This is a genomic window from Rhizobium aouanii, from assembly GCF_037002925.1.
GTDB classification, from domain to species: Bacteria; Pseudomonadota; Alphaproteobacteria; order Rhizobiales; family Rhizobiaceae; genus Rhizobium; species Rhizobium aouanii.
Window position 1 is genome coordinate 93,967 of record NZ_JBAMYD010000007.1, and the last position, 23,643, is coordinate 117,609.

General features: G+C 61.2%; 23 protein-coding genes. 8 read left to right on the top strand and 15 right to left on the bottom strand.

Annotated features, from left to right (window positions below):
* The first annotated feature begins 40 nt into the window (after positions 1 to 40).
* On the top strand, positions 41 to 307 hold the full coding sequence (locus V8P77_RS14095) for a hypothetical protein (protein ID WP_017961973.1): 267 nt from the start codon (positions 41 to 43) through the stop codon (positions 305 to 307).
* Positions 308 to 383: 76 nt separating this feature from the next.
* Here V8P77_RS14095 and serA read toward each other — a convergent pair whose 3' ends face one another.
* From serA to ybgC, 15 genes are all read right to left on the bottom strand, one after another.
* Positions 384 to 1,979: a phosphoglycerate dehydrogenase gene (gene serA, locus V8P77_RS14100; RefSeq protein ID WP_335913033.1), complete on the bottom strand. Its 1,596-nt coding sequence runs from the start codon at positions 1,977 to 1,979 to the stop codon at positions 384 to 386.
* 80 nt (positions 1,980 to 2,059) lie between these two features.
* Positions 2,060 to 3,238, bottom strand: a complete 1,179-nt coding sequence (locus tag V8P77_RS14105; RefSeq protein ID WP_335913034.1) for a phosphoserine transaminase — start codon at positions 3,236 to 3,238, stop codon at positions 2,060 to 2,062.
* Between the two features lie 187 nt (positions 3,239 to 3,425).
* On the bottom strand, positions 3,426 to 4,262 hold the full coding sequence (locus V8P77_RS14110; RefSeq protein WP_335913035.1) for an outer membrane protein: 837 nt from the start codon (positions 4,260 to 4,262) through the stop codon (positions 3,426 to 3,428).
* Between the two features lie 294 nt (positions 4,263 to 4,556).
* The gene (locus tag V8P77_RS14115; RefSeq protein WP_335913036.1) at positions 4,557 to 4,796 is read right to left on the bottom strand and encodes a hypothetical protein; all 240 of its coding nucleotides are present in this window, start codon (positions 4,794 to 4,796) and stop codon (positions 4,557 to 4,559) included.
* Between the two features lie 304 nt (positions 4,797 to 5,100).
* A complete protein-coding gene (glmM, locus tag V8P77_RS14120; protein WP_335913037.1) occupies positions 5,101 to 6,453 on the bottom strand; it encodes a phosphoglucosamine mutase in 1,353 nt (450 codons plus the stop codon).
* A gap of 241 nt (positions 6,454 to 6,694) precedes the next feature.
* On the bottom strand, positions 6,695 to 8,626 hold the full coding sequence (ftsH, locus tag V8P77_RS14125) for an ATP-dependent zinc metalloprotease FtsH (protein ID WP_017989342.1): 1,932 nt from the start codon (positions 8,624 to 8,626) through the stop codon (positions 6,695 to 6,697).
* 96 nt (positions 8,627 to 8,722) lie between these two features.
* Positions 8,723 to 10,180: a tRNA lysidine(34) synthetase TilS gene (gene tilS, locus V8P77_RS14130; RefSeq protein ID WP_335913038.1), complete on the bottom strand. Its 1,458-nt coding sequence runs from the start codon at positions 10,178 to 10,180 to the stop codon at positions 8,723 to 8,725.
* An 11-nt stretch (positions 10,181 to 10,191) separates the two neighbouring features.
* On the bottom strand, positions 10,192 to 11,178 hold the full coding sequence (gene ybgF, locus V8P77_RS14135) for a tol-pal system protein YbgF (protein WP_335913039.1): 987 nt from the start codon (positions 11,176 to 11,178) through the stop codon (positions 10,192 to 10,194).
* Between the two features lie 162 nt (positions 11,179 to 11,340).
* Positions 11,341 to 11,871, bottom strand: a complete 531-nt coding sequence (gene pal, locus V8P77_RS14140) for a peptidoglycan-associated lipoprotein Pal (RefSeq protein WP_020051519.1) — start codon at positions 11,869 to 11,871, stop codon at positions 11,341 to 11,343.
* A gap of 152 nt (positions 11,872 to 12,023) precedes the next feature.
* Positions 12,024 to 13,331 carry a Tol-Pal system beta propeller repeat protein TolB gene (gene tolB, locus V8P77_RS14145; protein WP_335913040.1) on the bottom strand — a complete coding sequence of 436 codons (1,308 nt, stop codon included), beginning with the start codon at positions 13,329 to 13,331 and terminating at the stop codon, positions 12,024 to 12,026.
* A 22-nt stretch (positions 13,332 to 13,353) separates the two neighbouring features.
* The gene (tolA, locus tag V8P77_RS14150; protein WP_335913041.1) at positions 13,354 to 13,797 is read right to left on the bottom strand and encodes a cell envelope integrity protein TolA; all 444 of its coding nucleotides are present in this window, start codon (positions 13,795 to 13,797) and stop codon (positions 13,354 to 13,356) included.
* Positions 13,798 to 14,943 carry a cell envelope integrity protein TolA gene (tolA, locus tag V8P77_RS14155; RefSeq protein WP_335913042.1) on the bottom strand — a complete coding sequence of 382 codons (1,146 nt, stop codon included), beginning with the start codon at positions 14,941 to 14,943 and terminating at the stop codon, positions 13,798 to 13,800.
* Between the two features lie 8 nt (positions 14,944 to 14,951).
* Complete coding sequence (gene tolR / locus V8P77_RS14160) at positions 14,952 to 15,407, bottom strand: protein TolR (RefSeq protein WP_335913043.1); 456 nt, start codon at positions 15,405 to 15,407, stop codon at positions 14,952 to 14,954.
* A gap of 18 nt (positions 15,408 to 15,425) precedes the next feature.
* Entirely contained in the window at positions 15,426 to 16,145 is a 720-nt protein-coding gene (tolQ, locus tag V8P77_RS14165; RefSeq protein WP_003542733.1) for a protein TolQ, read from the bottom strand.
* Positions 16,146 to 16,520: 375 nt separating this feature from the next.
* Positions 16,521 to 16,976: a tol-pal system-associated acyl-CoA thioesterase gene (gene ybgC / locus V8P77_RS14170; protein ID WP_335913044.1), complete on the bottom strand. Its 456-nt coding sequence runs from the start codon at positions 16,974 to 16,976 to the stop codon at positions 16,521 to 16,523.
* 119 nt (positions 16,977 to 17,095) lie between these two features.
* On the opposite strand from ybgC, the gene V8P77_RS14175 reads away from it, so the two are divergent.
* The 7 genes from V8P77_RS14175 to V8P77_RS14205 all read left to right on the top strand — a co-directional run bounded on the left by V8P77_RS14175 (position 17,096) and on the right by V8P77_RS14205 (position 23,613).
* The gene (locus V8P77_RS14175; RefSeq protein ID WP_164055458.1) at positions 17,096 to 18,316 is read left to right on the top strand and encodes an NAD-dependent epimerase/dehydratase family protein; all 1,221 of its coding nucleotides are present in this window, start codon (positions 17,096 to 17,098) and stop codon (positions 18,314 to 18,316) included.
* Between the two features lie 303 nt (positions 18,317 to 18,619).
* Entirely contained in the window at positions 18,620 to 19,444 is an 825-nt protein-coding gene (locus tag V8P77_RS14180) for a glycosyltransferase (RefSeq protein WP_335913045.1), read from the top strand.
* Positions 19,441 to 20,358 carry an NAD-dependent epimerase/dehydratase family protein gene (locus tag V8P77_RS14185; protein WP_335913046.1) on the top strand — a complete coding sequence of 306 codons (918 nt, stop codon included), beginning with the start codon at positions 19,441 to 19,443 and terminating at the stop codon, positions 20,356 to 20,358. The genes V8P77_RS14180 and V8P77_RS14185 overlap by 4 nt, the downstream gene beginning before the upstream one ends.
* Before the next feature lie 59 nt (positions 20,359 to 20,417).
* Positions 20,418 to 21,113 (top strand): hypothetical protein, encoded by a 696-nt coding sequence (locus V8P77_RS14190; RefSeq protein ID WP_335913047.1) that lies wholly within the window; start codon positions 20,418 to 20,420, stop codon positions 21,111 to 21,113.
* A gap of 117 nt (positions 21,114 to 21,230) precedes the next feature.
* A complete protein-coding gene (locus V8P77_RS14195; protein ID WP_335913048.1) occupies positions 21,231 to 21,818 on the top strand; it encodes a 5-formyltetrahydrofolate cyclo-ligase in 588 nt (195 codons plus the stop codon).
* A gap of 3 nt (positions 21,819 to 21,821) precedes the next feature.
* A complete protein-coding gene (locus tag V8P77_RS14200; RefSeq protein WP_011653409.1) occupies positions 21,822 to 22,646 on the top strand; it encodes a TIGR00282 family metallophosphoesterase in 825 nt (274 codons plus the stop codon).
* Positions 22,647 to 22,767: 121 nt separating this feature from the next.
* The gene (locus V8P77_RS14205; protein ID WP_335913049.1) at positions 22,768 to 23,613 is read left to right on the top strand and encodes an MBL fold metallo-hydrolase; all 846 of its coding nucleotides are present in this window, start codon (positions 22,768 to 22,770) and stop codon (positions 23,611 to 23,613) included.
* Positions 23,614 to 23,643 lie beyond the last annotated feature (30 nt).

Sequence of the window (23,643 nt, forward strand, 5' to 3'; positions counted from 1 at the left end):
TGGGCATCGAAGTCGCAAGCCAGTTGCTGAGGAGGGTTTTATGGGCAGGTTCGGCACGACGACGGATTACAGCAGGATCAGACATTGGATCGAGGAGCGCGGCGGCCATCCCGCCCGCATCAAGGACGCAAGCGATAGCGAAACCGTCCGCGTCGATTTTTCCTCTGAAACGCAGGAAGAGATTTCCTGGGACGAATTCTTCCAGGGCCTCGACGGCAGCAGGCTCGCCTTCCTTCACCGCACCAAGGCTGAAGACGATGTCGCCCGTTTCGGCAGGCTCGTCCGCCGGAAACGCCGGCACCATTAATTTATCTGTTTCTGAAACAGCAAAAAACCGGCGCCGTTTCCAGCGCCGGGTTTTTCATTTCCTTGGGAAGAAAAACTCAGTCGATATTGAAGGTCAGCGGCTTTGCCTGGCGGATCGCCTGGTGGGCCGTCAGCTCGGCAAGCACGGCGTCATCAACCTTGCCGTCGACATAGAGCAGTGCGATGGCGTCGCCGCCCTGCTTGTCACGGCCGAGCTGGAAGTTGGCGATGTTGACGCCGGCAGCACCAAGCGTCGTGCCGATGAAGCCGATCATACCAGGGACGTCGGTATTGGTGATGTAGATCATGTGCGAGCCGACATCGGCATCGAGGTTGATGCCCTTGATCTGGATGAAGCGCGGCTTACCGTCCGAAAACACCGTGCCGGCGACCGAGCGCGTCATGCTTTCCGTCGTCACCGTCAGCTTGATATAGCCGTCGAAGACGCCGGTTTTGTCGCGCTTGACCTCGGAGAGCACGATGCCCTTTTCCTTGATCATGATCGGCGCCGAAACCATGTTGACGTCGGCGACCTGCGGGCGGATGAGGCCGGCGAGCACAGCACTCGTCAGCGCCCGCGTATTCATGTTGGCAGTGATGCCGTCATAGAGGATTTCAATTTCCTTGATCGGCTCTTCGGTGACCTGGCCGACGAAGGCGCCGAGAACGTCGGCGAGACGGATGAAGGGCTTCAGGATCGGCGCTTCCTCAGCCGTGATCGACGGCATGTTGATGGCGTTGGAGACCGCACCGTTGACAAGGTAATCCGCCATCTGTTCGGCGACCTGCAAAGCGACGTTTTCCTGAGCCTCGGTCGTCGAGGCACCGAGATGCGGCGTGCAGACGACGTTCGGCAGGCCGAAGAGCGGGCTTTCCTTGGCGGGTTCGACCTCGAACACGTCGAAGGCGGCACCGGCGACATGGCCCGACTTGATCGCCTCGGCAAGCGCGGCCTCATCGACCAGGCCGCCGCGGGCGCAGTTGATGATGCGCACGCCGGGCTTGGTCTTCGCCAGCGCTTCCTTGTTGAGGATGCCGCGCGTCTTGTCGGTCATCGGCACATGCAGCGTAATGAAGTCGGCGCGGGCGAAAAGCTCTTCCAGCTCGACCTTGGTGACGCCCATCTCTTCGGCACGCTCCTTGGAAAGGAACGGATCGTAGGCGACGACGTGCATTTTGAGGCCGATGGCCCGGGCGCAGACGATCGAGCCGATATTGCCGGCACCGATGACGCCGAGCGTCTTGCCGGTGATCTCGACGCCCATGAACTTCGACTTCTCCCACTTGCCGGCCTGCGTCGAGGTATCGGCTGCCGGAAGCTGGCGGGCGACGGCGAACATCAGTGCGATCGCGTGTTCGGCCGTCGTGATCGAGTTGCCGAAGGGCGTGTTCATGACGATGATGCCGCGGCGCGAAGCGGCCGGGATATCGACATTGTCGACACCGATGCCGGCACGGCCGACGACCTTGAGGTTCGTCGCCCCCTCGAGGATCTTTTCCGTCACCTTGGTGGCGGAGCGGATGGCCAGGCCATCATACTTGCCGATGACTTCGAGCAGACGGTCTTTGTCCTTGCCGAGTTGCGGTTCGAAATCGACTTCGACGCCGCGGTCGCGAAAAATCTGGACGGCGGTTTCCGACAATTCGTCGGATACGAGAACGCGAGGTGCCATGAGGGCCTCCTTCAAAAGTGTTCAGCGGTGAATGAATCAGGAATAGGCTCCGCCCTGTGGCGGAGCCGGATGCGATCACCTCAGGCGGCGGCCTGAGCGAACTGCGCCTTCTGTGTTTCGAAGGCCCAGGAAAGCCACGGCATCAGCTTCTGCATGTCGGATGCCTCGATCGTGGCGCCGGCCCAGATGCGCAGGCCCGACGGCGCGTCGCGGTAGTGGCCGACGTCATAGGCGACACCTTCCTTTTCCAGGAGGCCGACCAGACCCTTGGCGAAATTCGCCTGGCCGTCGTCATCAAGCGCTGCGATGTCCTTGTCGACGATCTTCAGGCAGACGGAAGTGTTAGAGGCCGTTTCCGCCTTAACGGCGAGATTGGCGATCCAATCGTTTGCCGCGACGAAATCGTGGATGACCTTGGCATTGGCGTCGGCACGCGCGATCAGCCCCTTGAGGCCGCCGAGGCCCTTGGCCCAGACAAGCGCATCGATATAGTCCTCGACGCAGAGCATCGACGGGGTGTTGATCGTCTCGCCCTGAAAGATGCCCTCCGTCAGCTTGCCGCCCGAGGTCATGCGGAAGATCTTCGGCAGCGGCCAGGCCGGCGTGTAGGTGACCAGACGCTCGACGGCGCGCGGCGAAAGAATGATGACACCGTGGGCGCCCTCGCCGCCCAGAACCTTCTGCCAGGAGAAGGTGACGACGTCGAGCTTGGCGAAATCGAGTGTCTGCGCGAAAGCGGCCGAGGTGGCGTCGCAGATCGTCAGGCCCTTGCGGTTATCAGGGATGAAATCGGCGTTCGGCACGCGCACGCCCGAGGTGGTGCCGTTCCAGGTGAAGACGACGTCGCGGTCGAAATCGACGGCGGAGAGATCGGGAAGCTCGCCGTAATCGGCTTCCAGCTTGCGCACATCCTTGAGCTTCAGCTGCTTGACGACATCGGTGACCCAGCCGGCGCCGAAGCTTTCCCAGGCGAGCATATCGACACCGCGTTCGCCGAGCAGCGACCAAAGCGCCATTTCGACGGCGCCGGTATCGGACGCCGGAACGATGCCGATGCGGTAATCCGCCGGCACTTCGAGAATTTCACGGGTAAGGTCGATGGCCTGCTTGAGCTTGGCCTTGCCGACCTTCGCGCGGTGCGAACGGCCAAGGGCCGCGTCGGAAAGGGCTTCGAGCGACCAACCGGGGCGCTTCGAGCAGGGGCCAGAAGAAAAATGGGTATTGTGCGGACGGATGTCCGGCTTTGCGGTCTTCGCCATGATGCTATCCTCTCAGATAGAAAGCCCTTCGTTGGGGAAGGGTGTCCCGCCGCCGTGTGTATGGATCCGGCGCGTCATAGTCAAGATCGAAGTGTCGCGGGCGGAACATATTTTGACGCAGGGCGGTAGGGCCGCAATACGAAAAGCCGCCCGGTTGGGGGCGGCTTCTGGTGTAAGGCGATCGGGCTTACTTGTAGATCGGCTGCTGCAGCGGGATTTCCGGCGGCGGTTCGTAGCTCGCCTGGGCGCAGCCGCCGAAGAGATAGCGAGCGCCGACGCGGGCTTCGTGAGCGGTGAGACCCTTGTCGCGGCCCGGGCCGCCATTGTCGGCATAGCCGAACATGTTGCCGCCATCGATATGCAGATAACGGTAGCCGACATCGGCCTTGATATTGCAGGTCACGTCGATCGAAGCGCCGGCCATGAGGGCGTAAGTGAAGCGCCAGTTGCCCTTGCCGCCATGGGTGACCTGGTCGTCGCAGAAGCTGCCGTCATCGGCACAGGCAACGTTGCGCAGGTTCTTCCACTTCACGTAGGAACCACCGATACCGGCGCCGACATAAGGCGTGACGTAGCCGTAGGTGCCGAGATCGACATAGGCGTTGGCGAGCAGCGTATAGGCTGTCAGCGAAGAGCGGTCGCTTGAGGTGCAATCCACCAGCGGAAAGCCGCACTGCCCAACCGTCGAGCCCTTGAAATCCGCCTGGGTGAGATAGTCGAAGGTCAGATCGGTGCGCAGATAGCTGTTGATCTGATAACCGACACCGCCGCCGATCGTCCATGCGTCATCGAGATCAGCGTCGTCGAAATCGACTTCCGTGGCGTTGCTGCCCTGGAAATAGCGGGCGCCGCGCAGATCGGTAAAGGCATAGCCGACATCGCCGCGCAGGTACCAGCCGGTCGCTTCGGTGACCGTTACCTCGGGCGGCTGCTCCGGGATAGGCTCGGCAGGGGCGAAGTCCGCGGAATAGGCGTTTGTCGCGATCAACAATGCGGCGAGGATGCCGGACAAGCTTCTTTTCATGGATCCCACTCCAAAATCTCGTTGCGTCGGCAGGCTCAATCGCCGCCAATCTGGTACGCTTCGTATGGATAATGAATTGGAAACGTTAAAAGCTGCTTAACTATAAATGGGAAGAAACGTTAAGAGAGAGATTGGCGGCAAGCTCCTCGATATCGGGGAGTTAGGTTCAGGCTGGCAGCTGCCGGACTCACCGAAGACCGCCAACTGCAAAGCCATGAACCCCGCCCCGTCAAATCGCCAGGTCGGTTCCTTCGCCGTCAGATCCATCGGCTGCTCAATCGACAAATCTTGCTGCTACTTCCATTGGGTCGCGTTTTCGGCAGCGCAGCCGTATGGTGGCAAGGAGGTGCCAAAGGTCGTTTTGAGCTTGGCACAGCCCCAGGCATTGATCGGGCCCGGCATGGCATTGTTGAGCGTGATGCCGATTTCATCGTAAGGGCTGTCGGTGTTGGTGATGTAGCGGTACCAGCGGAAACCGGTAAAGACGACGAATGCGACAGTAATCGTCAGCAGCAGGCGCACCACTTTTTTCATGATATTTCCTTTGAATGCAAACGCCGCCGTGTAGCATCCGCGCGTGGAGGTTGACAGCGTTGTCACCAAGGCATCGGCAAATTTCCGTGGATGCCGTCTCAGCGCTCACTGCTGCCCGACATGCTGCGGCTGCCGAGGCTTGCCCCTCTCGGAAGCCAAGCTGGCAAGTCACTGACATGTTGTCTTCGGAAGGGCGGAAACGGTTCCGCCGGGAAGTCGATCCGGAGTGGATCTTCGAACCGAAGGCACCAATAACGAAAAGCCGGCACTTGCGTACCGGCTGTTGACATTTCGTCTCGAAAAATCAGGCGGCCGTTCGGACGTTCGAGATCGTACCGATCAGCTCGTTGACGATGCGTTCGATCTGGGCGCGGTCGTCACCCTCGGCCATGACGCGGATCAGCGGCTCGGTGCCCGAAGGGCGGATGACGAGGCGGCCGTTCCTGGCAAGCTCGGCTTCGGCATCGGCGATCGCCTTCTGCACCTGGATATCCTCCAGCGGCTTGCCGCCGCTGATGCGGACATTGCGCAGGAGCTGCGGCACCGGCTCGAAGCGGCGGCATACCTCGCTGACAGTCCTTCCGGTACGTTTGACCGCGGCCAGGATCTGCAGCGCCGCGACGAGACCGTCGCCGGTCGTGCCGTAATCCGAAAGCACGATGTGGCCGGACTGCTCGCCGCCGATATTGTAATTATGCTGGCGCATATGCTCGACGACGTAACGGTCGCCGACCTTCGTCCGGGCAAGGCCGAGACCCTTGTCATCGAGGAAACGCTCGAGGCCGAGATTGGACATGACGGTCGCAACGATACCATTGCCGCGCAGCTGCTGGCTCTCGGCCCAGCTCTCGGCGATGACGGCCATCAGCTGGTCGCCATCGACGATCGAGCCGTTCTCGTCGACGATGATGACGCGGTCCGCATCGCCATCGAGGGCGATACCGATATCAGCGCGCACCTCGTCGACCTTCTTCTGTAGGGCGACGGGGCTGGTGGAGCCGCAATTCAGATTGATGTTGGTGCCGTTCGGCTCGTTACCAATGGTGACGACCTCGGCGCCGAGTTCCCAGAGCACGGCCGGTGCCACCTTGTAGGCGGCGCCATTGGCGCAATCGATCGCGATCCTCAGGCCTTGCAGTGTTACGTCGCGCGGCAGCGTGCGCTTGGCATGTTCGATATAGCGGTCATGCACGCCGTCGACGCGCTTGGCGCGGCCAATATCGTCGGATTTGGCAAGTTGCGCATTCAGGTCCTTTTCGAGCAGATCCTCGATCTCGGCCTCGATGTCGTCGGACAGCTTGTAGCCGTCAGGGCCGAAGAGCTTGATGCCGTTATCCTCGTAAGGATTGTGCGAAGCCGAGATCATCACGCCGAGGTCGGCACGCAGCGAGCGTGTCAGCATGGCAACAGCTGGCGTCGGGATCGGGCCGAGAATAAAGGCGTCGAGGCCCGCAGCCGTGAAGCCCGCGACCATGGCGTTCTCCAGCATATAGCCGGAAAGGCGCGTATCCTTGCCGATGACGACGCGGTGGCGGTGATTGCCGCGGCGAAAGATCGTACCGGCGGCAATGCCGACCCGCATGGCGAGATCCGGCGTCATCGGGAAGACGTTGGATTGGCCGCGAATGCCGTCGGTACCGAAATAGCGTCTTTTCATCTGCACTCCTGTGCTTTCCGCGCGCCATTCAAAGCAGCGCACCGTTCCAAGCGAATCCGGCTTCGGTGGATTGTCGTCAATCCAGCAGCGTGATTCATGCTTGCCTCAATTCAGCGGAATGCCACAAAATGCGGCGAACGGCACGTAAATTAGCAAGAAAAATGATTATATCCCGTTACCAATGGAAAAGGCCGGATCTCCCACTTCGGAAATCCGGCCTTGTTCAAGGTAGTGCCGCTGTTCAATGCGGCTGCGGTTCGAGGCCGCCTTCGGGCTCGTCACCCTTGGTGGCAGGCCGTGCGCCGGCCTTCGGAACGGCTGAGCCGCGGCTTGGCGGCGAATCATCACCGAGATCGCGGGAAGGCTTTTCGCCGCGGATCAGTGCCTTGATCTCTTCGCCGGTCAGGGTCTCGTATTCGAGCAGACCTTCGGCAAGGGCGACGAATTCGTCGTGCTTTTCCGTCAGGATCGTGCGGGCCTGCGTATAGGCTTCGTCGATCAGGCGACGCACTTCATTGTCGATCTTCTGCGCGGTTGCTTCCGAAACATTCTTCGACTGCGAAACCGAGTGGCCGAGGAAGACTTCCTGCTGGTTCTCGCCATAGGCGACCTGACCGAGCTGATCGGAAAAGCCCCACTGCGTGACCATGGCGCGGGCAAGTTTGGTCGCCTGCTCGATGTCGGAGGAGGCACCCGAGGTGATGTTCTCCTTGCCGAAGGTGAGCTCTTCGGCAACGCGGCCGCCCATCATGATGCAGAGGCGCGAGACCATCCACTTGTAGCTCATCGAGTAGCGGTCGCCCTCGGGAAGCTGCATGACCATGCCGAGCGCACGGCCGCGCGGAATGATCGTCGCCTTGTGCAGCGGATCGGCGACGGCGACATTGAGCGCGGTGATGGCGTGTCCGGCCTCATGGTAAGCGGTGAGCTTCTTTTCCGCCTCGGTCATGGCCGAGGAACGGCGCTCGGCGCCCATCATGATCTTGTCCTTGGCGTCCTCGAATTCCTGCATGGTGACGACGCGCTTGTTGCGGCGGGCGGCCATCAGGGCGGCTTCGTTGACGAGGTTCATCAGGTCGGCGCCGGAGAAACCGGGCGTACCGCGGGCGAGGATCTTGAGATCAACATTCGGCGCCAGCGGAACGTTGCGGGCATGCACCTTGAGAATGCGCTCGCGGCCGACGATGTCGGGGTTGGGCACCACGACCTGACGGTCGAAACGGCCGGGACGCAGCAGCGCCGGATCGAGAACGTCGGGACGGTTGGTGGCGGCGATCAGGATCACGCCTTCATTCGCCTCGAAGCCGTCCATTTCGACCAGCAGCTGGTTCAGCGTCTGCTCGCGTTCGTCATTACCGCCGCCGAGACCGGCGCCGCGATGACGGCCGACGGCATCGATTTCGTCGATGAAGATGATGCAGGGCGCATTCTTCTTCGCCTGCTCGAACATATCGCGCACACGGCTTGCACCGACGCCGACGAACATTTCGACGAAGTCGGAACCCGAAATGGTGAAGAAGGGCACATTGGCTTCGCCGGCAACCGAGCGGGCGAGCAGCGTCTTGCCGGTGCCCGGAGGGCCGACGAGCAGCACGCCGCGCGGGATCTTGCCGCCGAGACGCTGGAACTTCTGCGGATCACGCAGGAATTCGACGATTTCTTCGAGATCCTGCTTGGCCTCGTCGACACCGGCGACGTCTTCGAACGTCACTCGGCCATGCGCTTCGGTGAGCAGCTTGGCCTTGGACTTGCCGAAGCCCATCGCGCCGCGCGAGCCGCCCTGCATCTGCCGCATGAAGAACAGCCAGACGCCGAGAATGAGAAGCATCGGCAAAAGCGTGCCGAGATAGCTGAGGAAACCCGAAGAGCCGTCCGTTTCAGGACGGGCGGAAACCAGGACATTCTTCGACTGCAGGCGATCGAGCAGACTGTCGTCGATCACAGGCGAATAGGTCTGGAAGGTGGTGCCATTTTCAACATAGCTTCCGGAGAGACGGTTGCCCGTGACCACGACGTCCTTCACACGGCCCGCATCGACCTCACGCAGAAACTGCGAATAAGGGATTTCGCGGGAGCCCGTTTGCGCCGGCGCCGTCTGAAACATACTGAAAAGGGCGATCAGCAGAAGCGCTATGATCGCCCACAAGGCGAAATTACGTAAGTTAGGGTTCATTGAACTCCCCAGCATGGAACAGCCGCCTCATGGCGACCGTCTTATTCGTTTCTAACATAGGGTTGCGCCGTGCGATTGCCAAGGCGATCCCCTAAGTCAGATGGTTTTTCCGTCAATACTTCTTAAAGGCAGCCTCGCATAGGGCGCCGTCGCGAAAACCGCCGAAAGCCTATCGGCAAAGATGAAGTCAAATCGTGTCAAAAAGCGGTCGAAGGGTGCGAAATAGGGTGTCAGTTCGACCATGCGGGCGGATTCCTCAGATAAAAGGTTTCCTTCGGCAGATAAAACCGGCGCGGAGGCGACGGCGCGCCTCCATGCCCCCTTGGGAAGGTGATGCATATGCCCCCTCATTCCTGTGCTTGTCACAGGAATCCAATCACCGCGCGTCTGCGCGGTGATTGGCTCAATAAAGCGTGAAGTGTCTTTCGCGCCCAAGGACTTGGGCGCGCTGGATTCCTGTGACAAGCACAGGAATGAGGAAGCGTATGGAGTGGCGGCCTCGACCACAATCGATGTGGACAAACCATTGCGCGCATAAAACCTGCCATCCCAAACCCCAGCCTCTCTCGGCCGCAGAACCAGGGGCAATATCCCCCGGCTCTCGCGCGCCAGATAAAGCCCGTCGCGCCTGAGATCGAACACCACCCTGCCAGCGGTCATTCGTCCAAGCCCGCTACCGGTGGCAAATGTGAGAACCCGCTCCATCTGCCCCCTCCCCGGCGCAAATGGCTGTCCACCGAAAACAGCTGCCAGACGGGCGAGTACATAGTCGAGGACTGCGCGATCCTGCCGCAACCCATCAGGCATCACCTGCCCGAGCAGGCTGCCGTGAAGCTGGAAGTGACGATCCAGCCATTCGGCTCCTCTGGACGACAGGGCCAGCCGCTCCTCCCAGGCCGCGCCAATATCCTTCTCCATGCCTGCATCGGCAGAAAACTGCCGGCGCATCCGCACGCGTTCGTACTTGGTATCCTCGTTGCTGGGATCGTCGATCCACGGCACGCCCCGCTCCTTCAGGAACGCGCGGATATCTGCCCGGGTGGAAAAAAGAAGCGGCCGTAAAATCCAGAAACGCCGGTCGAAGAGCACCGCATCTGCAATACCGGTCGAAACCTGCTCCGTTCGCATACCACGCATCTGCAGCGTTTCGCGCTGATCGTCGAACGTATGCCCGGTAACGATGAGATTGGCGTCAAGCGCTTCCGCCGCTTCGGCCAGCAAGCGGTAGCGTGCCTCGCGGGCAGCCGCCATGATGCCGGTTTTCGGCTTGTCGCCCTGCCAGGTCATAATGCTGTGGGAAATACCGAGCGATGCGCAGAGGGCGCCGACGTCACGCGCCTCGTCTGCGGAGCCGGCGCGCAACGCATGGTCGACGGTCGCAGCGCAAAGGGAAATCTTGAGATGGGGCGCGGCCTTCACGGCTTCATCGAGCAGAAGAAGCAAGCCGGTGGAATCGCTGCCGCCTGATATCGCGACGAGAATGCGTGCGGGGCTTTGAAGCGACGTGAGAAACTGGAGGATCGCCAGTTGAGGCGATGCGGCTTCCGGAGACATTCCGGAAGACCTTAGCAGGAGAGGCGCTTCTGTTCGCTCGCAACCTTGCTTGTGACGGCACGCGAAGCCTTCGGATAACGCTTCGACACTTCGCGCAGCGTCGCACAGGCCGTCTCGTTATTGTCGAGGGCCGCAAGCGACATGCCGAGCTTGAGCAGCATTTCCGGCGCCTTTTCCGATGTGCCGTATTTCTGATGCGCATTGAGGAAGGTTTTGGCCGCCTCATTGTACTTGCCCTGCGAATAGAGCGCTTCGCCGAGCCAGAAATTGGCGTCCGCCGCCCGCGCGCTGCTCGGGTAACGGGTGATATACTGCGTGAATTCCTGTTCGGCCGTATTGTAATCCCCGGATAGCACGTGGCCATAGGCGGCCTTGTACTGGTCGGCCTCGCTGCCGAGCGAGGCGGTCTGCTGCGGTGTTTTGGGGCCGGCATCGGGAATCGGCCCGGAACCGATGGTGGCGTTTTCGTCGACGCTTCCGCCGATCGGATTGCCGTTTTGATCGAAATCGATCGAGCCGAGCTCCTTGGGCGGCTGGCCGAGGCCGCTATTCTCAGGCACGCTGGTGGAGGGAGCCGTTTCGGCTCCCTCCGGTGCTTGGATCACCTTGGCAATGTCGTCGCCGCCGGAGGCTGCCGGAGCGGCATCCGTCTCGCTCTTTTTGACAGGAGCCTTGGCGCCACCGCCGGCACCGGTCTTTTCGAGCTGCTGGAAGCGGAACTCATTGTCTTCCTGCTGCTTGCGGATCGTCTCCTGCATCTGCAGGAGCTGAAAGCTCATCTCCTCGATGCGGCCGTTCAGCTGCCGCAACTGCTCTTCGAGCTGCTGCACGCGGACCTCTGCGTCGCCGCTCTGCACCTTGACGACGGGTGGCGCCGCCTGGTTTTCCGCGGATCGGCCGCCGATATGTAGCCCGAAGAACGAGGCCGAATAGGCCGCCCGTTCGCTTCCGGTCACAGCCGCGAGGCACAGCATGCCTGCCACGACAAATTTCTTCATATGTATCGTCCTGTCCCAGTGATTCTTCGCACCTCGATGGCACGAACAGGAGATTTTTCCAATTGCTTTCAAAAAGCAACGGAGTCTGGCCAAAGTGTGGTCAAAAAGAAAAGGCGGCCCCTGAGGGGACCGCCTTTCGAAAAGCGAATTGTTGCTCGGCAATTACATGCCGGCGCCGCCAAGCACGGTAACCGCGCGGCGGTTCTGCGACCAGCAGGAAATATCGTCGCAGACGGCGACCGGACGTTCCTTGCCGTAGGAAATCGTCTTCAGGCGCTGCGCCGGGACACCGCGCGAAGCGAGATAGTCCTTGGCGGCAGCCGCACGGCGGGCGCCGAGCGCGAGGTTGTATTCGCGCGTGCCGCGTTCGTCGGCATGGCCTTCGACGGTGATCTGGTAGTTCGGGTAGCGGCCAAGCCACTGGGCCTGACGGTCGAGCGTCTGCGAGGCATCGGCGCGGATCGACGAGGAGTCGGTGTCGAAGAAGATGCGGTCGCCGACATTGACCGTGAAATCCTGGGCAGAGCCCGGCGTCGCAGCACCTGCACCGCTACCGAGGCCGAGGTCGCCGGCGCTGTTCGGCGGCTTCTTGGCGCAGCTTGCGAGCGCGAGGCCGGCGATAAGCGCGATCATGACGGGGTTGCGGGCGAAATTCTGCATGCGGCTCATTGCCGGGGTATGAATTCGGCTCATGGCCGGTCTCCTTGCGATTTCATCAGGGTTTCCGGACAGTAACCGCACTCGGTTAACCGCCCCTCAAAGATTATGGTTAACGATTTACTGATTTGTCCCCTGGTCGCTCGGTTCCATGACTTTGGGGCGACAAGAAGGCAGCAGCGCATCGCCTACTCCATCAGCGGCGACCAGGCCGGGTCGGAGCCGTAGGTCGGCGTCTTCACGAGCTGCTCGTTGTAACCGGTCAGATCGATCGAATAGAGCTGCGGACCGCCCGACCCCGCCGCCTGGCGGAAGAACATCAGCACGCGGCCGTTCGGCGCCCAGGTCGGGCCCTCATTGTGGAAGCCGGTCGTCAGGATGCGTTCGCCCGAACCATCCGGCTTCATCACGCCGATCGAGAACTTGCCGCCGGCCTGTTTGGTGAAGGCGATGAGATCGCCGCGCGGCGACCAGACCGGCGTCGAATAGGAGCCGTCGCCGAAGGAAATACGGGTCTGGCCGGAGCCATCGGCGTTCATCACGTAGATCTGCGGCTTTCCGCCGCGGTCGCTTTCGAAACTGACGCGTGCGCCGTCAGGCGAATAGGAGGGCGACGTGTCGATCGCCGCCGTCGAGGTCAGGCGCGTGGTCGTGCGCGAGCGCAGGTCCATCGTATAGATGTTGGAATTGGCATCCTGCTGCAGGCTCATGATCACCTTCTGACCATCCGGCGAAAAACGCGGCGAGAATGTCATGCCGGGGAAATTGCCGACGACCTCGCGCTGCCCGGTTTCCAGCTGAAGCAGATAGACCCGCGGCTGCTGGTTGGCAAAGGACATGTAGGTCACTTCCTGCCGGCTCGGCGAGAAGCGCGGCGTCAGCACGAGATCGCTGCCATCCGTCAGCATGCGCACGTTGAAGCCGTCCTGATCCATGATCGCCAGCTGGCGCTTGCGCTGCTGCTTGGTGCCGGATTCGGAGACGAAGACGACACGGGTGTCGAAATAACCTTCCTCACCGGTGATCTGCTTGTAGATCGCATCGGCGATGATGTGCGCCACACGGCGCCAGTTCTCCGGCTGCGTGTAAAACTGCTGGCCGGTCATCTGCTGGCCGGCAAAGGGGTCCCAAAGGCGGAATTCGGCACGAAGACGGCCATCCGCTTCCTTGGTAACCCGGCCGGTGACCAGCGCCTGTGCATTGATGACCTTCCAGTCCTCGAAGCGCGGCGAAGCGTCGGGATTAGAAATCTTCTCGATGAAGGCGGTTTTGTTGATGGGTGCGAAGAGACCGGACCGCTGCAAGTCGGCGGCGATGACTTGCGAGACCTGCGCGCCCATGTCGCCCTGGAAGTCAGTCACCGCAATCGGCATCGGCTGGACATTGCCTTTTCGGAGATCGAGGGTGACCAACGCGTTCGCCGGCGTCGTAAAGGCTGCGACCCCAATCAGGCCTGCAATGACCATCAGAGCGCGGATGAGGGAACACTTGACCATATCAAACAAGCCTTTCAGCATCTTATTGGGTAAGAGCGCTGGTGTCGAAATTGAAAACAACTTCCTTCCAGACATCGTATTTATCTTTCGGAAGCATCGTAAATGGAGCTGCGCGACGAACTGCGCGAAGGCCGGCATCGGCAAGACTTTTCTGCGCACGCTCACTGCCACCGATGACCTGCACATTAGGGTTGCCTACGATCTGCCCGTCTCTGGCTAGCTTTATGTGGATCGTCAAACGCACGCTGCCGATGTCTTTCAGGCGACTGTCGACGATGAATTGACGTTCGATCGAGTACACAACCGCCGTGATTTCAGCCTTGCTGAGGATCGGGGCGTTTGCGCCGTTTCGGCGATCAGCCGTCTCCGCATTTGCATCGAGGGGAAATGCGAGGCCAAGGATCAACCCTGCCAGCATCGCACATATGCCGAAAGATTTCGCGAAATGGACCGAATCCCTCTGCATTTAAATCCCCATATCGCTGGGATGAAAGTTAAGAACGACCTCGTTCCACACGTCATACTTGTCCATCGGAAGATTCGTGCGGAACGAGGGAGCAGATTTCATCACGGCACGGTAAGCGCCACTTTCCAGCGCACGACGCGTTGAATCGGTGCTGCTTCCACCGGAAGACTCGATTTCAGGCTGGCCGATAATGTTTCCATCTTTGTCGAGTTTGAAATGCACGGTAATGACCATGCCGGAAAGGCCTTCCATTCCCGGAGTGATAAGCCAGTTGCCCTCGATCAAACCCTTTAGCGCATCTTCTTCGCTTTGGCTGAGCTTCGAGCCGCTATTGCTTTTCTTCGCACCCAGCGATGCCTCCTGCGTCGAGCGCTTTGCACCGCCGGCGGAAGGATCGGTCTTGTTCAGCAACGCCGCGACCTCGTCGGCATTAAAATCGCTCTTCATCGACGAGGCAGATTTCGCCATTTCCTGCTTCTGATCGGCCTTCTTCTTGTCGGTCGGCTTCTCGGCGGTCTTCGGCTGGTCCGGGGTTTTTTCCGGCGGCTTTTCGGCGGGTTTCTGTGGTTCCGGCGGCTTCACCTGCGGTTTGGCGACAGGGGTCGGCACATTGTCCGGCAGCGCCTCGGCATCCGGCTTCGGCGGTTCCTCAGGCTTGGCCTGCTCTTCCAGCGGTTTTTCCTCAGGCTTCGGCGGCGTTACCTCGATCGGCTTCGGCGGCGGAATGGAAGCCACTTCTTTCGGCTGCTCGACTTCCGTTTCCTCCTTGACGATCTCCTTGACGTCATTCGGCTTCGGATCGGTCTTCGGCATCGGCTTTTCGCTCGAATTCGCTGCGGCCGCTTCGCTATTGCTGGGCTTGGCGTTCGGAACCGGCGGCGTCTTCAGATCGACATTGTTGTCGCCGGCATTCTCGGCGGGCTGTGCGATCGGCGGCCGCGTCGTTGGTACGGGCGCGGAAGTCTCCTTCTTCGGAGCCTTCTTGTCGCCTTGCTGCATCTGGGTAATGGATTCCACCGGCACCAGATCGACCGGCATCGCCTCGAAATCCTCTACCTTGAAGGATTCCGGGGCGCCGAGCGACACGATCGCCCAGGTAAGCACCAGGCCGTGCAAAACAGCAGATGTGATGACACTGGCCTTCATTTTGTGCGCTATTGGTCCTTCTTCTGCTGCGTCACGAGGCCGATATTCTTGAAGCCTGCGCCCTGAATACGGGCCATGACATCGGCGATGACGCCATAAGGCGCGGTCGCGTCGCCGCGCACGAAGATACGTTCGTTATAGCCGGTGGTCGCGATCGCCTCGAGCTTGGGGGCGATCTCCGCGGCCGGGATCGGTGTTTCCTGCAGAAACACCTCGCCGTCGTTCTTGACGGAGATGGTGATCGGCTGCGTTTCGGAATTCAGCGCCTTGGCCTGCGTTTCCGGCAGGTCGATCGGCACGCCGACAGTCATCATCGGTGCCGCGACCATGAAGATGATCAAAAGCACCAGCATGACGTCGACAAGCGGCGTCACGTTGATTTCGGAAATCACGGCCTTGTTCCGACCGCCGCGACGGCGGCGTCCGCCGCCTCCGCCGCCATTGCCTCCAACAGCCATACCCATGTCAGAATACTCCGTTGGTTACTGAGCGGCAGCGCGCGGCTGCAGTTTCTCGTCGATCTGGCGCGAAAGTATGGCGGAGAATTCATCCGCGAAACCTTCCATGCGACCCGAGAGCTTGCCGGCATCGGCAGAGAACTTGTTGTAGGCGATGACCGCCGGGATAGCGGCGACGAGGCCGATCGCAGTGGCAAGCAGCGCTTCGGCGATACCGGGCGCAACCACCGCAAGGTTGGTCGACTTCGAGCCGGCAATCGCCTGGAACGAGGTCATGATGCCGACGACCGTACCGAAGAGACCGATGAACGGACCGGCCGAGCCGATGGTCGCGAGCGATCCAAGGCGGGCGCCGAGAAATTCGGTCTCACGGGCGAGCGTCACGTCCATCGCGCGGTCGATACGCATCTGCAGGCCGATCGGCGAGCGGGCGCCGCGTTCGAAGGATTTCTTCCATTCGCGCATGGCGGCCACGAAGATTGCCGCGAGCCCCGTATTATTGCGCTCCGACAGCGAGCGGTAGAGTTCTTCCAGCGACTGGCCCGACCAGAACACCTGTTCGAACTTGTCGAACTGGCGCCGTGCGCGGCCATAGGCCAGGTATTTGTCGATGACGATCGCCCACGTCCACACCGAGGCCGCGATGAGCCCGAGCATGACGAGCTTGACGACGATGCCGGCCTGCATGAAAAGCGACCAGAGGCTGACGTCCGTCGTTGCTGCTGCCAATCCTACTTGTTCCATTGGTCCAAAATCCCCGAATCCAAACGCCCGGTGCTGGACCGGGCGGCACAAACTGATCTCGCAAGAAGTGTCCGGCGGCCGCCGCCCAAAGCCCTGGTCAAACTTCCAAGCTCATCTTCCGCCTTCTTGCCGTCAAATTTGGTCAAAGGAAGGCGTGCACCGCACAAACTCCGACTTTCCCAGTAAGACACTATTATGGTTAATAGATCGTTAGTGCCGGACTGTGACAGTAAGCCTGTGTTTGGAAGATTTCGTTCCATGGATTACTTGACCGGAGCAAGGTCCGGCTGCCGAAAGAGCGCTCATCCTGCGGCGCGGGAATTCCTTCACATAAAGTTCAAGTTTTGACAAGACCTGAATTTAAAGCGATTCTGACTACAACGGCGTGCTGCCTTCCAGGAATTTCGCCGCCAGCGTTTCCGGCAGCCGCCTCGGCCGCCCTCGGGCGTTGATGACGGCGATGATCACCTTGGCGGCGATCAGCAGCGTCTCGCCCGAGCGAATCTGCTGATTGAGCACCATCTTGGCGCCGCCGGCTTTTTCCGTATGCGTCAGGATCGTCAGCACATCGTCCATGCGCGCCGGGCTCCTGAAGTCGATCTCCATGCGGTGAACGACGAAAACCAGCCCCTCCTCGTCGGCGCTGACGAGTTCGCGCTGCTCGACGCCGAGGCAGCGCAGATAATCGGTGCGGCCACGCTCCAGGAAATGCAGGTAGCGGGCGTGATAGACCAGGCCGGAGAAGTCCGTATCTTCATAATAGACCCGCTGCACGAGCCGGTGTCCGGCCTCCGTCAGCTCTCCCGAAATGGAAAAAGGGCGTTCCGTCATAATTTTCTCCAAACTGAGGTGCCCTGTTTGGCGCAACGCTTCCAGACAGGCAAGCATTGAATGATTGTCACAATTCCTAACTATTCCCGATAATGAGCGACCAATCAGGAGACGATGCGATGAAGATTGCGGTTATGGGCGGAGACGGTTTTATTGGTTGGCCAACGTCGCTGCATCTCTCCGATGCCGGTCACGACATCCATATTCTCGACAATCTCTCGCGCCGCTGGATCGACACCGAACTTGGCGTTCAGTCGCTGACCCCGATGGATTCGATCCAGGAGCGCACCCGCATCTGGCATGCCGAAACCGGACGCCGCATCCACTTCAATCTGATCGATCTCGCCAAGGATTACGAACTCCTGAAGAACTGGCTTTCCGAACATCGCCCGGATGCCGTCATCCATTTCGCCGAGCAGCGGGCCGCGCCCTATTCGATGAAGAGCGACCGCCACAAGAACTACACCGTCAACAACAATGTCAGCGCCACGCACAACCTGCTGAACGCGCTGACGGAGCTCAATCTCGATACCCATCTCATCCATCTCGGCACCATGGGCGTCTACGGCTATTCGACGGTCGGTGCGGCGATCCCCGAAGGTTACCTGCCCGTCGGCATCGAAACCGCCGGCGGCGAGACGGTCAGCCAGGAGATCCTCTATCCCTCCAATCCCGGCTCGATCTATCACATGACCAAGTGCCTGGATCAGCTTCTCTTCCAGTTCTACGCGCGGAACGACGGCCTGAGGATCACCGATCTGCACCAGGGCATCGTCTGGGGCACGCATACCGAGCAGACACGCCGCCACACGCAGCTGATCAACCGTTTCGACTATGACGGCGATTATGGCACGGTGCTGAACCGCTTCCTCATCCAGGCGGCGATCGGCTATCCGCTGACGGTGCACGGCACCGGCGGCCAGACCCGCGCCTTCATCCATATCCAGGATTCGGTCCGCTGCATCGAGCTGGCGCTGAAAAACCCGCCGGCCCGCGGCGCCCGCGTCGAGATCTTCAACCAGATGACAGAAACCCACCGGGTGCGCGACCTCGCCGAGATGATCGCCAGGATGAGCGGCGCCAAGATTGCCTGGCTGCCCAACCCGCGCAAGGAAGCCGCAGAGAACGAGCTGATCGTCCGGAACGAAAAATTCCGCGATCTCGGTCTCGACCCGATCACGCTGGAAGCGGGCCTGCTCGGCGAGATCGTCGACGTCGCGAAGAAATTCGCCTATCGCGTCGACCGCTCGCGCGTGCCGGCCGTCTCCGCCTGGACCAAGGACATCGCCGCGACGATCAATCACGATCCGGAAGGCAAGCGGCTGAAGTCGGTGTCGTGAGCGCTGAGAGATGACGAAGGCTAGGAAGGCCGCGGCTTGCTCCCTCTTCTCCCCAGAGGGGGTCCGAAGGACGGGTCGAGACCCGCGGCTCGACCCCGGTCGGTGGCCCGTAGGGTCGGATGAGGGGGCCGCACGGCACGCCGTTCATTGCCCTTCGCTTGCGCTCAGCGCATTCGCTCCCATCGTCGCTCACCCCCTCAACCGCCTGCCGGCACCTTCTCCCCGCTGGGGAGAAGAGACGTGTAGCAACGCCTTGCCGTCTCTCCTTCGCCGGAACAAGATGCATCGGGGCCACCGAACCCGATGAACCGCTCGTCCGTCTTCGCTTATGTCACACTCGTCACCAATGCCGATTACGCCATGGGCGCGACCGCGCTTGCCCGCTCCCTGCGCCGAACCGGCACTGGGGCCGACATCGTCATTCTCCACACCGGCGGCGTCGATGCATCTGCCCTCCTGCCCCTGAAAGGGCTCGACTGCCGCCTGGTCGAGGTCGAGCACCTGCCGCTGTCCGCGGCCTTCAACGAGCGCCACGCCCGCGGTCAGCTCCATTCCGCCGCCCCTTTCACAAAGGGCCACAAGCCGGATTTCCATTCGCCGCTCGACAATTTCTGCAAGCTCAGGCTCTGGCAGCTCGTCGAATACGAGCGCTGCGTCTTCATCGACGCCGATGCCCTTGTGCTGAAGAACGTCGACAGGCTCTTCCTCTATCCGGAATTTTCCGCCGCCCCCAATGTCTATGAAAGCCTCGCCGATTTCCGCCGCATGAATTCCGGCGTCTTCGTCGCCACGCCCTCGCATGACATGTTCCGGCACATGCTCGAAAGGCTCGACAGGCCGGACGCCTTCTGGCGGCGCACCGATCAGACCTTTCTCGAGACATTCTTCCCGGATTGGCACGGCCTGCCGGTTTATTTCAACATGCTGCAATATGTATGGTTCACCATGCCGGAGCTTTGGGACTGGAAGAGCATTTCGATCCTGCATTACCAGTATGAAAAACCGTGGGAAAAGGATCATTCCAAGGCAGCGCGACTACAACCTTTGATCGATCTGTGGCACCGTTTCCACGATGGCGGCGACGTGCCTGAGATCACGGCGCTGGACAATCCGGAAGGGGCAGCATGAAGGTACTGGTATCGGGTGGAACGGGTCTCGTCGGCCGGTATGTCGTCGAGGAACTGCTGGCCGCCGGGTATCAGGTGATCGTCGGCGGGCGCCGCGCGCCATTGCCCCGCCTCTTCTCCCGCCCGGTCGAGTTCGCAGCACTTTCGCTCGATCCCGACAAGGATCAGATCGACGTCTTCGACGACGCCTATTTCTTCGTCCACGCCGCCTTCAGCCATGTTCCGGGCAAATATCGCGGCGGCGAGGGCGACGATCCGAAGACCTTCCACAGGTTGAACCTCAACGGCACCGTCCGGCTTTTCGAAGCCGCCAAACGCGCCGGCACGCGCCGCTGCGTCTTCCTGTCCAGCCGCGCCGCCTACGGCGAACATCCCGAGGCAACCGAACTGACGGAGACGATGCTGGCCAAGCCCGAAACACTCTACGGCCAGATCAAGCTCGATGCCGAACGCGCGCTTGCCCATCTCTCCACGCCGGGCTTTGCCGGCGTAAGCCTGAGGGCGACCGGCGTCTATGGCGATCTCTCGCCGAACAAATGGGACGGCCTCATCGCCGATTACCTCGCCGGCCGGCCGGTTGCTGCCCGTTTGGGAACGGAAGTCCATGGTCACGACCTCGGTCGGGCAGTACGGCTCATGCTGGAGACGGAAAGCACTCGCATCTCCGGCGAGGTCTTCAACGTCTCGGACATATCAGTCGACACGCGCGATGTCCTTTCATCCATCCGCCGCGCGACTGGCTGTCGGCACGCGCTGCCGGCCCCTGCCGATAGCGCCGCGCTCATTCCAATGAACACTACGAAAATCCGCGCGCTCGGCTGGGCACCCGGCGGAACCCCTCTGTTCGAGGAGACGATGCAGCGGCTGGCCGCTGCGCTTCCTAAAGCCCCAAGACACAGGTCCACGCAAGTCTGACGTTGCAGAATGCGCCCGAATCGCAATCGGGGCCCGAATTAAAAATCAGGGAATTGTTCATGCAGGTCGCAACTACGTCTGCCTCCATCATCTTGCGCGGCGCGTCTTCGACAGCAGCCATTACAGCCGCCGGAAGCGAGACCGATCAAGGCGTGCTGAAGCTGCAGCGCGCCACCCAGGCGCTGCAGCAGATGCGCCAGACCTTGGTGAACTCGGGAGACGAGGCCAAGGCGAAGGCGCAACGCAAGCTCGAAGAGGCAAAACAGCAGTTGGAGATGCTGCGCAGCTCCAACATGGCTCCTGAGGTGGTCGCCCGGCTGGCCGCCGAGCTGGCGCGCAAGGTCGGCACCGCCGCCTCCGAATTCGCATCATCAGTCGCGACCGGCAATCCCACAACGGCTGTTCCGATGGACGCAACCACGGATGCAACAGCAGTCGCAACCAGCGGGGCCGCCGCTGCGCTGACGGATACTTCGGGAGAAACTGCGGCCGGCGCGTCCGGTTCGCAGGAACCGGACCCCGCCGCCAACGCCCGCAACGCCTATGCCAGCGTCGCCGAAGACGCCCCGAAATTCTCAGGAATCTCGGCCGATGATCGCGAAACGATGGAAGAGTTCAAGGCGGTCGTGCGCGAACTCAAGCAAGTGCTCGAAAAGGCGATGCGCGAGTTGCGGCAGCAGGATCGGCAGGCCGGGGCCAATATGGCAGGCTTCTCCATTGCCACGGCGACAATACCGACAAGCATCGTCGTCTGACGATCGCCGGCGGCGGCGGCCGAGGCGTGAAACGAGCGTAATACCGTCGCATGCGGCATTTGCATCGGACATCCCGCCGTCTATGCTCGCGCAAATCTCTCAGAACCGGCAGATCCAATGACCGCGAAAGAATTGAAAGCGCAGCTGCGCAACGAACGGCTGTCCGCACGCGACGCCATCCCTGCCGAGAACCGCGCCTCCAAAAGCCTCGCAATGGCCGACCATGCCGGCGAGGCCGTCGGTTTTGCGCTGGATACGATCGTCTCCGGCTTTCTGCCGATCCGTTCGGAACCCGATCTCAGGCCGCTGATGGCGCGCTTTGCCGTGCGCGGTGCGCGGCTCTGCGTGCCGGCAATCCTCGACCGGCAGACCATCGTCTTTCGCGAGCTGGCGGAAGGCGCGCCCCTCGTCGATACCGGCTTCGGCACGGTCGGCCCCGGCACAGATGCAGCCATTCTTGATCCCGAAATCATGCTAGTGCCGCTTTCGGCCTTCGATGCCCGCGGCCACCGCATCGGCTACGGCGCCGGCCACTACGACCGCGCCATCAGCCGGCTAAGGCAAAAAGACCTGCATCCGAAGCTGATCGGCATTGCATTCGACTGCCAGGAAGTGGCACATGTGCCCGCTGAGCCGCATGACATAAGCCTGGATGCCATCCTGACAGAAAGCGGCCTTCGCTTTTTTGCCTCTTGGATTGGATAGGGAATGCGGCTGCTTTTTCTGGGTGACATGGTCGGCAAGACGGGACGCACGGCGGTCTGGGATCGCCTTCCGGGGCTGGTCTCCGACCTCAAGCTCGATTTCGTCATCGTCAACGGCGAGAACGCCGCCGGCGGCTTCGGCATCACCGAGGACATCTTTCTGGAAACGATCAATGCCGGCGCCGATGTGGTGACGACAGGCAACCACGTCTGGGACCAGAAGGAAGCCGTCGCTTTTGCCGGCCGGCATGATCAGTTCCTGCGTCCCGCCAATTATCCCCAAGGCACGCCCGGCCGCGGCTCCGGCCTTTTCTATGCCAGGAACGGCGCGCGTGTGCTCGTTGCCAACGTCATGGGCCGGGTCTTCATGCATCCCGAACTCGACGACCCCTTCAAATCGGCGGAGGTCATCCTCGACGCCTGCCCGCTGAAGGAACAGGCCGACGCGATCATCTTCGATTTCCATGCCGAGGCGACCAGTGAAAAACAGTGTTTCGGACATTTCGTCGATGGCCGCGCCAGCTTCGTCGTCGGCACCCACACGCATGTACCGACCGCCGACGCGCAGATCCTGAACGGCGGCACCGCCTATATGTCGGATGCCGGCATGTGCGGCGACTACGACTCCTCCCTCGGCATGGACAAGGAGGAGCCGCTCAACCGCTTCATCTCCAAGATGCCGAAGGGCCGCATGGAAGCCGCAAACGGTCCCGCGACGATCTGCGGCGTCGGCGTGGAGATTTCGGATACGACGGGACTTGCCGAAAAGATCGCGCCGCTCCGGCTCGGGCCGCGGCTGGCCGAAACGGTGCCGGAGTTCTGGCGGTAACAGGCGACGCGCGGCCGTCCAACACGCAATTGTGAGCATCCTCGGTCTGGACCCCTGCGGCCTCATGCCGCATCCTCCCCGCCACTCGGATTGAAGGGTGATAGAGCGCCGGAGGGGTGGCATGAAGCCGCGATATCTTGTTCTCGCTGTCGCATGCCTTGCGGCCTTCGCCGCGCCGAATCTTGCCGGGGCACAAGAGCAGCGGCCGCCGGTCAGCCAGTGCCAGGCAATCGCGCAAACCATCCCCAAGGTGACCTTCGCAAGCTTTTCCGGCGCTCCGCCGCTGATGCCTGCCGTCTCTGAGGGCGAGGACGTGAAACTCACCTTCCTCGGCCACTCCACCTTCGCGATCGAGACGCCGGGCGGCATCGTCATCGCGACAGACTATAATGGCTGGTACAGGCCGGCGGCGATGCCCGACGTCGTGACCATGAACAAGGCCCACTCGACCCACTTCACCTTGGCACCCGATCCGGGCATCAAGCACGTACTGCACGGGTGGAGCGATGTTCCGGACGAGAAGGCCAATGTGAATCTGGTCGTCGGCGATGCCTATATCCGCAACGTCACGACGGATATCCGCTTCAGCTATGGCCTCGGCGGCTCGCACGAGAACGGCAATTCCATCTTCATCTTCGAGATCGCCGGCCTGTGCATTGGCCATCTCGGCCACCTGCATTATGAACTGACGGATACCCATTATACCGAGATCGGCCGCCTCGACGTCGTCATGGTCCCAGTCGATGGCGGCCTGACCATGGGCGCCGATAGCATGAGCCGTGTCATCAAGCGGCTACGCTCGTCGTTGATCCTGCCGATGCACCGGCGCGGCCCGCCGGTCGAAGCCTTCGTCTCGATGTTCGGCAAGGATTTCGACGTCGCCAATGCGCCCGATGACAGCATCACCGTCTCGATGCGCACGCTGCCGAAAAAGCCGCTGATCTATGTCTTCAAGGGCGTCCAGTAATAAAATGCCCGGCGGCTCCCTCTGGGCCTC